At 62.0% G+C, this 13,347-nt stretch carries 6 protein-coding genes; 5 read left to right on the top strand and 1 reads right to left on the bottom strand.

The window, feature by feature from the left end:
- Window positions 1-158 precede the first annotated feature (158 nt).
- Window positions 159-452, bottom strand: a complete 294-nt coding sequence (locus GYM67_RS02245) for a WXG100 family type VII secretion target (RefSeq protein WP_258561556.1) — start codon at window positions 450-452, stop codon at window positions 159-161.
- 153 nt (window positions 453-605) lie between these two features.
- On the opposite strand from GYM67_RS02245, the gene GYM67_RS02240 reads away from it, so the two are divergent.
- The 5 genes from GYM67_RS02240 to GYM67_RS02220 all read left to right on the top strand — a co-directional run bounded on the left by GYM67_RS02240 (window position 606) and on the right by GYM67_RS02220 (window position 13,153).
- Window positions 606-2,138, top strand: coding sequence for a serine/threonine-protein kinase (locus tag GYM67_RS02240; RefSeq protein WP_220236930.1), 1,533 nt, complete (start codon window positions 606-608; stop codon window positions 2,136-2,138).
- A 292-nt stretch (window positions 2,139-2,430) separates the two neighbouring features.
- The gene (locus GYM67_RS02235) at window positions 2,431-7,890 is read left to right on the top strand and encodes an Ig-like domain-containing protein (protein WP_295908843.1); all 5,460 of its coding nucleotides are present in this window, start codon (window positions 2,431-2,433) and stop codon (window positions 7,888-7,890) included.
- Window positions 7,883-9,397 (top strand): AAA family ATPase, encoded by a 1,515-nt coding sequence (locus GYM67_RS02230; protein WP_258561554.1) that lies wholly within the window; start codon window positions 7,883-7,885, stop codon window positions 9,395-9,397. The genes GYM67_RS02235 and GYM67_RS02230 overlap by 8 nt, the downstream gene beginning before the upstream one ends.
- 4 nt (window positions 9,398-9,401) lie before the next feature.
- Window positions 9,402-10,730 carry a DUF58 domain-containing protein gene (locus tag GYM67_RS02225; protein ID WP_220236929.1) on the top strand — a complete coding sequence of 443 codons (1,329 nt, stop codon included), beginning with the start codon at window positions 9,402-9,404 and terminating at the stop codon, window positions 10,728-10,730.
- Window positions 10,731-10,798: 68 nt separating this feature from the next.
- Entirely contained in the window at window positions 10,799-13,153 is a 2,355-nt protein-coding gene (locus tag GYM67_RS02220; RefSeq protein WP_220236928.1) for a transglutaminase TgpA family protein, read from the top strand.
- Window positions 13,154-13,347: the final 194 nt, after the last annotated feature.

Here is a 13,347-nt window from a genome sequence, read left to right as displayed (position 1 = left end):
AGCTCAGGAGACTGCACTCAGCTAATCCGCGAAACCTGCACCTGTCAGCGCGCTATTACAGCACTTCTGCAAAACCAAGCTCAATAACAACTGCCCTTTGCACTCGATCACCGAAGTGCTTCAAAACAAGCGCATCCTGATTCCCGATGCCGTTCCATTCACTGCAAGGAGCTGGCCAACTGAGTGTCCAAATCAGTCATCGACTGCTTGGTCTTGTTCAAGAAGTCTTCCATGCCATTCAGTCCGTCAACCGTCTGAGTCGCACCTTTGGTAAACTCCTCGTAAGACTGCTGAAAAGCACCAGAAGCACGATCAGTGACGAACCCGCCGCTGACGAGAGCATCAATTTTGCTCTTCAATGTGTTCAATTCGGAAACCAGCGTATCGTGGCCATTCCTCAAGTCACTGACAGCAGTGTCAAGATCACCATAACTGACTGATACGTTTGCCATAACTACATCCTCTCCATCGCGGACAACAACGATCATGGGCTACGAAAAGCGATAACTTTTCTGCAGCCAGCTTGATAATACCACGCAACACGTATGCATTCCAACAGGGACCCCATCAGGCCTAGTTAAGTGCGGCTATTATATTGTTGTCCTATGACGAACCAGCCTGCCGAAGTCCAACCGAGCGGCATCCCGAATCTGACGGGTTACCGGTATGTCGGCTTTTTGGGTGAAGGCGGCACCTCATGGGTCTATCTATATGAGCAGGAATTCCCAGCCCGCCTTGTGGCTGTCAAAGAAAGCATGTACCGCCGCACTGCTCACGACAGCTTTCTCAATGAGGCCGACTACCTGGCCAAGCTCTCTACACATCCCTACATCCTCACCATCCACCAGGCTATGGTCAGCCAAGAAGGACGGGAGTGCCTCATCCTTGAATATGCCCCCGGAGGCAACTGCCGAACCATCATGCGCTCAGGAGGACTTGATGAGGAACAGACGCTTGACCTCGGTGTGAGAATGGCAAGCGCACTCTACAGCGCCCATGCCAAGGGAATCGTCCATCGCGACGTCAAGCCGGGCAATTTCCTGATCACCGACCAGGGTCTGCCCGTTCTTGCGGACTTCGGCATCTCGGCTTCCACCTATGGAACCGACCGGGCCGAAGGCCTCTCGATACCATGGTCCGCGCCCGAGGTCCTTGCCGGCCATTCAGGCGGGTCTGAGGCCAGCGACATTTATTCCCTCGGGGCCTCACTTTTCGGAATGCTGACCGGCCTGTCACCATTCGAATACGGCTACTCGGTGGCAAACGAGGACCAGCTGGCACAGGCCATCATGCACAGGGACCTGCCGACCCTGCGCAATGGCGAGGCGGCACCGGAATTCGAACATATTTTAGACAGGGCCATGGCTTACGACCGGGATGACCGCTACTTTTCGGCGCTGGACTTCGGACGGGCCATGCAAATCGTTCAGCAGGATGCTTACGGCCACATGACCCCCTTTGTCGGAAAGGGCATCGCGCCATTCCCGGAGAATGGCCATGCCGGTTCGGCCGGCGACCCGAGCAGCGGCCGGCGACCCGAGCAGCGGAGCGAAGGGATCCAGACGGGCGGACGGGGCCTTCGAGCCGGACAGGAATCGGTGCTGTCGCTGCCTGGCCGAAACGGTACCGGCAAATCGAGGGCGAGCCGGTCATCCTTGAGCAAACGATTCCATACAGGCCTTTTAACGGGTATCGCACTCTTGGTCCTGGCGGTCATCGCCCTGGCAGTGGGACTGGTCGTCATTACCGGCCACGACAGCCTCGAGACAGGTTCGGCGATATCTGCACCTGGGCGGGACGGTTCGGCTGCAACCCAGGAGAGCACCGATCCGGAGGAGCACGATGACGAAAAAGCGCCAGTGCCTTCGGTCACCGACGGCAAGGGCACCTATCAGAAATCTGCGGTCATCTTCACTTGGAGCAATCCCGATCCCAGGCCAGGAGACATTTATACATGGCATTTACTGGACGGGCAGGGAGGAGGCAACCGCGGGGCGAGCGTCCAGACCAAGGATCCAAGGGCCATGATTGACCCTGCCCAAGGGCCCCAGACCTGCATCTCTGTCAGCCTGGTACGGGCCGACAGACGGATATCCCAGGAGCCTACGACTATTTGCGCCGCTCAGCAGCAGGGATGACCGGACCCCTGCTGGATTCTCGGACGGGCACAGTTGACCACATTGTTCTCTTGGCCTATTTTCACAAGGCAGGAAGTTAGACTCGAATTACCGAGAGGCCCGAATAGGCGGCGGCGACAATCCAGTCTGCTCCGCCGAGACGGAAAAGCTCGGAATGGCACCATGAATGCATATCGGAAACTTCACCACAAGGCAGGGGGCAATGATGAGTAACGGGAGCGGTCCCTCGTGGCAGCGCCGGGCCAGGCGACGCGTCCGCTCCCTAATATCCAGGGCATGCACCCCCTGGACCATGCCGATCATGGTTCTTCTGGCCTTGATGCTTGTTGCTGTCGGGGCCGTTCTGCTGAACACGGTCAACCGGCGACAGGTACAGGTTGATGACGGCAGCGTCTGGGTCGCCTCCCAGGATCAGGGCAAGGTGGCCCGGTTCAAGCCGGGGATTGACGAGGCCGATGTGGCCCTGTCAACCAATACGCACAGGTTCGATCTGGCCCAGAGCGGGTACGCCACCATCCTGGGGCAGGATGGGGCCATGTCGGCCATCAGGGCCTCGACCGCCAGCATCGGCGACCGGACCAGGCTGGGTGCCCAAGTCGAGCAGATGGTCAACGGGACAACCGTGGCGCTTTTTCAGAAGTCCACCGGCAAGCTGTGGGTGGGCAGCACCGATGCTCTGAAGTCCATCGATCCCGACCATAGACAACCCATCCTGACCCTGGGCCGGGGCGGGGCCGTGGCCGTCACCCCACAGGGATCCGTCTATGCCTTCAGACCGTCCGACGGTGCGGTTCTGGTGGTGGACAGGCCCGATGGAAGAACCCACCATGCCCTGGATTCCATAACCGGCGGCAGACCGGTCAGGGCCGATGGGATGACCGTGGTCGGCGACCAGCCGGTGGTCCTTTCGGACAGGACGCTGTACTGGTCCAGGGGGTCCGCCCGCCTGCACTGTTCAGGCGATCCAAGACTGCAGGAGACCCCGATCGACCGGAGCCAGCAGTCTACCTGGGTGGGGGTCAGCGATGACCAGGGCGTGCATCTGGTCAATCTGAACGCACCAGGCGCGGATCCCACCCTGATCGCCACCGGCGGAAGCGGACAACCCGCACGGCCGGTCTCGTCGGGGGGTTGTCTCTGGGCTGCATGGTCCTCGCCTGCCAGGAACTTCATCCGGCTGTGCGGCACCAAGGGTGAAATGCCGGCGGGTCGTAACCGGGGTCAAGGGTCCGGCCTGGACAACCGTCTGGTCACCCTCCAATCCATCACCCCGACCGACGACCTGGTCTTCCGCGCCAACCACCGCCAGGTCATCCTCAATGACGTCCAGGCCGGGAATGTCTGGAATCCCCGCAAATCCACGAAGATGATAAAAATCCAGTGGCAGACCATAGACGTCAGGGAGACCCGGCCCTCGGACCAGAAGGAGGACTCAGCCAACAATCAGCAACGGTTCGCCCCAACCTGCGACGCCCGTTCCGGGACCATCACCGCCGAAGACGACCAGTTCGGCATCAGGGCTGGGTCCCAGGCCATCCTTGACCCTCTGCGCAACGACCACCAGACGGACTGCTCGGTCCTACAGATCAGCGACGCAAGAACATCCAGCGGTGAGATCACCCTGTCTCCTGTGTACGATGGCCGCTTCCTCCAGGTGGACGCGTCCCGGGCCCATCCAGGCACCGTCAGGATAAACTACTCCATCACCGACGGCCACGGGCAGGTCTCATCGGCGGGTATCGACCTGACGATCGCCCCGAGCGACATGGAAGGCGGGGACAAGCCCCCTCAGCAGGTCGACACCCCGGCCGAGTACGAGGTGGAGCAGGGAGCCACCATCGAAGTCAATGCCCTGGCCGGTATTGTGGACCCTGATGGGGATCCCATGACCCTGGTATCAGCCAGCCCCGCCAACTCGGATCAGGTTTCGGTCTCCACCCGGACCGATGGCAGGCTGACCCTGGCCGCCGGATCCGCAACATCCGGCCGAATCAGCGTCAAGGTGACCGTCTCGGACGGCAGACTCAGCGGGGAGGGTCTGGTCTACTTCTCCATCCGGCCAGCCAACACGCTGAACCCCCTGGTCGACCCGGTCGTCAGACAGACCCAGCCCGGACGGACGATCAGGATAGACCTGAAGAAGGCCGTACATGGCAACTCGGCCCAGCCGCTGCAACTGACCAAGGTGGGTCAGCCCGGGGGGACCAAGGTGGAGGCCAATACAGAGGACATGTCTTTCGCTTTCAGCTCCCCGACACCGGGCACCTACTACATTCCCTACACGGTGGCCCAGGGTGATCATGCCACCCAGGGGCTGGTCCGATTGGAGGTGGCCCAGTTCAGGGCTGACGCGGCAAAGCCTGTCGCCGTCAACGACGTAGCCCTGCTAGGGGCCGGGCAGACCGCGATCGTCGAACCCATGGACAACGACCTGGACCCCATGGGCGGGGTTCTATCTCTGACTTCGGTGTCGACGGATCCAGCCATGGGAATCAAGGCTGGGATCGTCGATCACAAGCGGGTCTATCTGACGGCGCGTCAGATCCCCACCAGACCGGTCAGGATTTTCTATACCGTCACCAACGCAGCCGGCGATGCCCGTGGGACCATCACCCTGCAGCCGCCACCACTGGACCGGAGCGCTTCCACCCCAAAAGCGGGCAACATCAGCGCACAGGTACGGCAAGGGGGTCTGGTCACTGTCAGGGTCATGGACCACGTAACCTACCCCGATGGCGCTACGGTCGGCCTGGAGCCGGACCTGGGCAGAGACCAGGCGACCTTCAGGGGATTGATCTTCGTCTCCGGCGACACGGTGCGTTACCAAGCCGGACACGAGACGGGCACCTACCCAGTCACCTACACGGTCAAGGACAACCTGGGCAACACGGCCTCCGGGACCATTACCTTCAAGGTCCATGCCGACAACCAGCGGGACAAGCCGGCACCCACCCCAGATGACATCGAGGCCCAGGCAGCTGCAGGAGCCAAGGTCCGCATCCCCATATCCCTGACCGGCATCGATCCGGACGGCGACTGCGACACCCTGTCGGGATTGGGAAACCAGGCGCCCAAATTGGGAAGGATCACCCAAGTAGGAGCCGACTACCTGATCTACGAGGCTTATGCCGACTCAAAAGGCACGGACGACTTCACCTATGCTGTCGAAGACTGGGTCGGACAACGGGCCCAGGGACATATCCGCGTCGGCGTCTTCCAGAGCACTGCCTCAGGGGGCGTTTTCAGCCGTGACGACCAGGTGAATCTGAGGCCGGGGACGGCAGTGGACGTACCTGTCCTGTCCAACGACATCTCGGGGGATGACACCACGCTGGCCCTGGACCCCGACCTTGAAACCACCGGGGTCCACGACGCCAAGGTCGTCGGCGACATGATCCGCCTGACCGCTCCGACCCAGGCCGGTACCTCATACGTGGTCTATCGGGCCAAAAACCAGGCCGGCATCAGTGATCAGGCCACCCTGACCGTCACCACGGACCCCAAGGCGCCGATACAGCCGCCGACCCTCCAGGACTACGATGTGGCCCCTGCCGATACGATCGACAAACGTTCGGTCGATGTCAACCTTGTCGACTCCATGGCCAACCCCTCGGGGACCATGGACGATCTGAAACTGGCGGTGCATCCCAGCGCCAGCAATCACGCCCGGATCAAGGGCGGCCCGGGATCGACCACGCTCAGCATCGATCTGACGGACCAGGCCAGGGCGGTCCCCTACACGGTCACCAACACCCGGTACAAGATCACGTCCACTGCCTTCGTCAAGGTGCCGGCATACGGCGTCTTCCCTCCGACTCTCCGACCCAAGGCACCTGCCCTTCGGGTCCGGGCCGGGCAGAGCATCACCATCGACATCGCCGATCAGGTACGTGTAGGAGCCGGCAAAACAGCCCGGATCGCCTCGGCAGACTCGGTTTCAGCGACCAAATCCGATGGGTCCGAGCCCTATGTGAATCCGACTACGCTCAGGTTCGCCGCCAACAAGGACTATTCAGGACCTGCCTCCCTGACCTTCACCGCACAGGACGGGGTCCCCGATGGGAAAACCATTGTCAATTCGGCCGTCTTGACCCTTCCCATCACCGTCGAGGGAGGGCATGAAGAACCGCCACGCCTTTCGGCCCCACCGATCGATCTCGTGGCCGGAGAGCCTGCACAGACCATCTCCCTGAGGGCCTTGACCCAGGTCCCGGCGGGAAGCCGTGTCAGCTCATACGTCTATGCGACCAGCGGAGCCGAAGGGCCAGTCAAGGCCGCACTCACCCGCAAGGGCCAGCTCTCTGTCAGCGCCGACAAGACCGCCGCGCCAGGAGCCAGGGCCATCCTGCCCATCACCATCGCCTATGCGGATGGCAACGTCAAGACAGGCCTGACCTTCAGGATCGTCAGGACCACCCGTCCCCTGGCGTCGGTGCCCTCGCGCGCCATCAGAGCCAAGGCGGGTCAGAGTCTTGATGTCGATGTCCTTGAGGGAGCCATGAATCCCTTCCCCGACAGCCCTCTGCGGGTGGTTGGCGTGGTGACCGACGATGCATCGAAACTGTCCGCCTCCCCCGGCGAGAACGGCCAGGTGACCATCAAGGTCGGCAAGGATATCGGCGCATCGACCAACACTGTCCTGGCAACCGTGGAAGACGGCACCAGAGACAAGGACCGGCGGGTCAGCGCAACCATAACAGTCAGCATCATCGACAAGCCGCAGCCCCCTCGGGTCCTAGTCGGATCTCCACGCGCAGGAGACGGGACGGTCTCCCTGGCTTGGGAGCCGGGGAGCGCCAATGGGAGTCCCATTGACGAGTACCAGGTCTCCTACCAGTCGGATGCTGACGCAGGTCGGCAATCATGTTCAAGGGCCACCACCTGCACAGTTACGGGTCTTACCAATGGTCGGGACTATAGCTTCACGGTCCGGGCCCACAACGAGGCCGGATGGTCCTCTGCCTCCTCCCCCCTCGCCGCCAGGCCGGATGTGATACCTGGAGGCGTACGCAACCTGTCGATGGACGGCAGCGTCAAGGAAACCTTGACGGTAAAGTGGGACCAGCCCGAAAATCATGGCTCGCCCGTCGACCGTTACACGGTCCAAGCCAACGGACCCGGTTGCGGATCCATGCGGAATCGCCCACCAACCTCCACCAGCGCGATCTTCTCCGTCGATCACCAGGACGCAGGGCTGGCCTGCTCCGTCACTGTCGTACCCTCCAACATGGCCGGAGCCGGAACGGCCGAATCCGCCTCCGGATCCACATGGTCGCACCCCGATCCGCCTTCCTTTGATAAGGTCGAACAAGACGACCCCGCCAACGATCCCACCAAGGTCGATCTGGCATTGACTCCGGGCGCCAGCCATGGCAGGCCCTGCAAGGACATCCTGGTCACGCTTGAAGGAGTCGAACCCTCGACCGCCTCATGGACACTGGGATGCACCCCCCAGACAGCAAGGAAGCAGGTCACCCTGCCTGCCTCGGTTGCCCAACCGGGAGCAACCATGAGATTCAAAGCCGTCAGCCGCATCAGCGGCGCAGGCAGCGAGGGACTTTCACCGACAGTCGCCAAGGAACTGACACTTGCAGGAGGACAGTCATCCACGAAGCACACCTTGGAGAACCGCCGAACGCCATCCACTCGAAAAACTGGGCACAGACCGCAGGAAACTGCGGAACAGCCCGGGATTCCAGTCAGATGGAACCAATCAGCCCCCATGAAAACAAGGATTGACAGACATGAATGACCAATTCCAGGATGATGCCACCCAGGATAAAGGCAGGCCTCTGAATGATGCCACCGTCATGAGCAACCACCAATCCGAATCGGGTCAAGTGCCGCCAACCCTACCCGATCCGAATCCACCCGCCGATCAGACGGCTGGAGCCCGAAGGACCGGCCAAGCCGCCGACCTCGAAGACAGGACCAGACTGGGCACTTACCGTGCCAGACCCCTGGCGGCCGACAAGCCGCTGGTTCTGAATGAAAATGACATGACTTTTGAAGACGAGTCTGGCAGATCCAGCCGCATACGCATACTGCAACGGCAGCGCGAGGCCATGCTGGGTGGTCTTGGGCGCAAGCGTGACCAGGCTGGTGGGCGACAGCCCACTGACAACAGCAATCCTCAAACAGGAACGGTTCCCGCCAGGCGCATGACCTCAGAACCAACCATGGCAGCCGAATCCTTAAGAAAGACGGAACCGTCCGCATCCGACGAGACCCATACGGACCCGCCCCTTGCCATCGGCCGTGGAACCAGGCACCACACCGGACCGACCTCCACAACAGGCAGCCCGGCAATGAACTCCAACGACTTTGCCCGCGCCTTCCACGCCATTACCGAGAACATCGGCAAGGCAGTCGTCGGCAAGGCCGAGACGGTGGAGCTGTGCGTCACGGCCCTGATCGCGGGCGGCCATATCCTTCTTGAGGACAATCCGGGCACCGGCAAGACCCAGCTGGCGCGAGCGCTGGCCAGATCCATCGACGTGGGGTTCAAGCGCATCCAGTTCACCCCCGACCTCCTTCCTTCGGATGTCGTGGGTGTCACCTTCTACGACCAGGCCGAGGGAAGCTTCTCGTTCAGACCGGGCCCGGTCTTCGCCTCCATGGTTCTGGCCGACGAGATCAACCGGGCATCGCCCAAGACCCAGTCCGCCCTCCTGGAGGTCATGGAAGAAGAGAAGGTCACGGTAGACGGCGCCACCTACCAGGTTCCCCACCCCTTCATGGTGCTGGCGACCCAGAACCCTATCGAGCAGTTGGGCACCTACAGCCTGCCGGAGGCTCAGATGGATCGCTTCCTGATCAGGACCTCCATGGGCGCTCCTGGTCATGAGGCCAGCATGCGCATCCTTCAGGAGGCCGACATCAAGGACAGGGCCGGCCTGGTCACCCCGGTGATCGGTGCGGACGGGATTGCCGAAATGGCCCGAAGCGCATCCAAGGTCTACTGTGATTCCTCAATCATGGAGTACATCATCCGAATCATCGAGGCCACACGACACAGCAAGGCCATCAAGGTGGGCTCCTCCATCCGTGGAGGCTTGGCCCTGATCCGCTGCGCCCGGATCTGGGCCTACTCCCATGGCCGCGATTACGTCATTCCCGACGATGTCAAGGAGCTTGTCGATCCGGTCCTGGCCCATCGCCTGGTTCTGGAAACCGAGGCCAGGCTCTCCGGGGTCGATGAGCACCAGGCCCTGGCTGAAGCCCTGGCCACAGTCCCCATCCCCACGGCGGAGCACTGAGACCATGACCACATGGAGATCAGCCAAGACATCCATGCACACCTCGGAGACACTTCGGACACTTTCAAGCAACACCCCGTTGCACCAGGCCCTTTCCATGGTGACACCGCTGGGTTGGGGGATAATCACGATCATGGTGATCGCCGGTGTCGGCCTGGCCTTGGTCGGCTGGGCCGAGCTTCTGGTCTTCCTTCTGACCAGCCTGATCATGATATCCACCGGCCTGATCATGAGCATGGGAAACCTTGGCTGCCGGGCTGATCTCAACCTGGGCCAGATCCGCCTTGTCGTGGGTCAGGAGTCGGAGCTTTCCGTAACACTATCCAACCCGGGTCCGCGCACCGCACACAGGTGCAGAATCAGCATCATGATCGGGAGCGAGCCCGCGTATCTGGCCTTTCCGGCACTTGCAGCCGGCCAATCCGATCACCTGAACCTGAGACTTCAGGCATCGCACCGCGGCGCCGTCCATGTGGGACCGGTGACCATGGAGGCCGGCGACCCCTATGGCGCCATCCTCAGGAAGCGGATCCTGACTGATGGAAACCAGCTGTATGTCCACCCTCGAACCATTGACCTGGCACCGATCACAGCCGGGCTCCAACGGGATCTCGATGGGCGCGCGGCCTCCGGAATCGTGGATGACGACCTGGAATTCCACGCCCTGCGCCCTTACCAGCCCGGGGATGACATCAAGCGTGTCCACTGGCTCTCCACAGCCAAGACCGGTTCCCTGATGGTCCGCCAATACGAGCCCACCCTCCGTACAGCCACCGCTCTCTGGATGGATACCGATCCATCCTCATACGCCAGTGCTGAGGAATTCGAACTAGCCGTCAGCATCTTCGCTTCGCTGGGGGAACGATGCCTGCTGGACAACCGCCGCCTGGCGGCCATGGTCCCCGCCGATCAAACCCGAAACCGGGTTGATGCCCCTGCCGGCTTCCGGCCCAACAGACTCCGGCAGAATCATTCCGCTTGGAAAACCAGCTTCCTCCGCACCGACTCCCCCCGCAACTTCTTGGATGATTGCAGCTCCATTTTCCCAGTAGAGGCACCAGCGGGAGAAAAACCAGGTCAGTCCTCGGCCCCCTGGCTCGGCATGATTGAGACCCATGTCCCCGACACCTCTCTGATCCTCCTGGTCTCGGGCTCCCGGACCGACCGACAGGCAACCCAGACCATGACCGTCGGGTTGCCCGAATCCATTCGAACCATGGTCCTGATCGCCGCAAGAGAGGAAGCGCGCGCCATCCATGAGCAGGGGGCCATGACCCTGGCCCGCCTGGGAACCCTTGAGGACCTCCCCCTGATTACGGAGACCCTCGTATGAAGATCCCCGGAACCTGGCAGGCCGGGCCAATCCCCTCGCCGGTCCGCATGCTGCATGGTAGCCGATCGATGCCACGGGAAGATCCCAGGAGCCATACCCTGGGATTTCTCTCCACCCTGTCATTGGTCCCAGTCAACCTCCTTGCCGCCGTCCAGCTGCTTCCTGTGTACGGGGACCTTGCGGGATGGCTCATGGTGGGATTCCTGGCCGGCCTGGCCGGGGCCCTCACCGCTATGATCCGTTCCCGCCATGCCCTCCGCCCTTATATTCTTCAAGCCGTATTGCTGATTGCGGCCCAATTCATCCTGGGACCCGTCGTGACCCTGAATGAAACCACCTTCCTCCATCTGATACCCACCCCCAGAACCCTGGTCCAAGGGTGGACGGACACCTTCGGCTCTTTCAAGACCCTGGTCGCCATCGACCCTCCGCTGGGCTGGGAGGCGGGCGGCTTCATGGCCCTGTGGACCCTTCTCCTGTGGACCTCATTCCTGGCGGCCTTCCTGGCGCAAGCGCATCCCTATGACCGGCCCAGGCGGCCTGACGGCACCGTAGACCCCACCCCGATCCTTGCCACCCTGCCGATACTGGTCACCTTGTCGGTATCGGCACTCCTAGGAACCAGCCATGGATGGCATCCAGGGCTTATGGGATGCTGCCTGTGGGCCCTGCTCCTTTTCTGGACTTCCTGGCGCCTGCAACTGATCCGGTCCGGCAGACTCCTGGCCAAGGTCCTGACCCTTGTCCCGGCCTTGAGCATCGCCATGGGCGGGACGCTCCTGGTCCCGCTTGACCGTCTGGTGCTCCGTGACCGTTACCAGCCTCCGATCGACCCCTACCAGTTCACCAGCCCCCTGAGCGACTACCGGTCCTACATCAAGGATCACAAGGATGACACCCTGGTGACCGTGCACAATCTGCCGGCCGGCACACCGATCCGCATGGCCGTCATGGACCGGTTCGATGGCAAGGTCTGGAACCTTTCCGACAGCGCCATGCCCGGACAGTCCTACGATTACCGGCGCATCGGCAACCTCATTTCCCCCGGCCGGGATGGTGGAGAAGCTGACGACAAACTGGCCCAGGGCCCGTCCTTTAAGGCCTCCTTCACCATCCACCAGGGGTTCGGACGCTCCTGGCTGCCCACGGCCGGCCGTGCCTCATCCATCAGCCCAGGAAGGAATCTGAGCCGGGAGGACCTTTATTACAACAGGGGAACCGATTCCGCCCTTTCGGCCACACCCCTAAGCGCCAACACCACCTATACGGTCGAGGGGAACCTGAGCGTCAGACCAAGACAGGAAGCCATCAGGAACAGCCAGGCAGGAGCGGCTCAGGTCCCCCAAGTCTCGGATCCGCCGGATTCCCTGCCCAAGGCAGCGGCCCTGATGACATCCTTCCAGGACAAGCCAGGCGCCAGGGCCCTGGCCATCGAGACCAGGCTCCATCAGGACGGCTGGTTCTCCCATGGCCTGGAGGGCGACTATCCGTCCCCCGCCGGCCACGGCGACTATCGGATCAACCAGCTCCTTCAGGCGCAGGCCATGGTAGGCGACAGCGAACAGTACGCCTCCACCATGGCACTTCTGGCCAGGCAGATGGGTCTCCCCTCCCGGGTTGTCCTGGGTTTCATCCCCAAGGACAGACAGGGAGGCATCAGCAAGACCCGCACCCACCAGGACCCCGGCGGCGGCACAACCGTGGATTTCAAAGGGGAGGACGCCGAGGCCTGGGTCGAGATCAACCTGGCGAGCCTGGGCTGGGTGTCCTTCTACCCCACACCGCAGGAGACGAAGACACCGGACAAGAACCTGAATCTGACCCCTCCCAACCCCAAGACCCTGGTCAGACAGCCGCCGCCCCCGCTGGCCGATCCTCTCCGGGACGACCAGCGCGCCAAGGGCAGGACCCGCATCGGAGGACAGGATGCCGACCAGATGTCCGGCCCCTCTTTCTGGACACGATTCGGCCCCCTGGCCGGGAAGGCTCTAGCCTATTCCTCGCCAGTCTGGGTTACCGTCCTATTGATCCTGATCATTCTGGCGTTCAAGGCCTGGCTTTTGAACCGGGCAAGAACGAAGGGCTCGCCCCAAAGGCGCATCGAGCAGGGGTGGAAACAGATCAGCAACCTGGCTTGGCAGTCAGGCCTCAGACCGCAAGGGACCAGAAGGGAACAGACCAGAGCCATCAGGCAGGGCCTGCCGGGCCGGCAGAAGACCACAGGACAGCGGAATACCAACATGGACAAGCTGAACTGGCTCTGCAATCTGGCCGACAGGACCAGCTTCGGCAATCTTCCGGCATCTGACCAGGAAGCAGCCGAATACTGGCGTCTCGTAGATCAGGTTCGCCGGTCCATCCTGCAGGGCCTGCCCCGTTTCAGGCGCTGGAGGACGCGGCTGTCACTGCGCCACCTCTTCTGAATCCCCACTGCTGCTGGTCCCCCTGCCCAACCTCGACAAGATGGCAAGCAGCATGCCCTTCCTGTTTGTCACAGAAGCCGCCGCAGCGGAGCCATGACAAGGCGGGACCATAACGAAGAAAGGGGCCTCGGCCGACTTGTCGCCGGACGAGGCCCTTATGCGATCCTGCGTTTTGACCGGATCGATCAGCTCAA

The sequence above is a fragment of the Bifidobacterium asteroides genome (assembly GCF_019469425.1).
Classification (GTDB): Bacteria; Actinomycetota; Actinomycetes; order Actinomycetales; family Bifidobacteriaceae; genus Bombiscardovia; species Bombiscardovia asteroides_I.
This window is presented reverse-complemented; position numbering and strand designations above follow the sequence as displayed.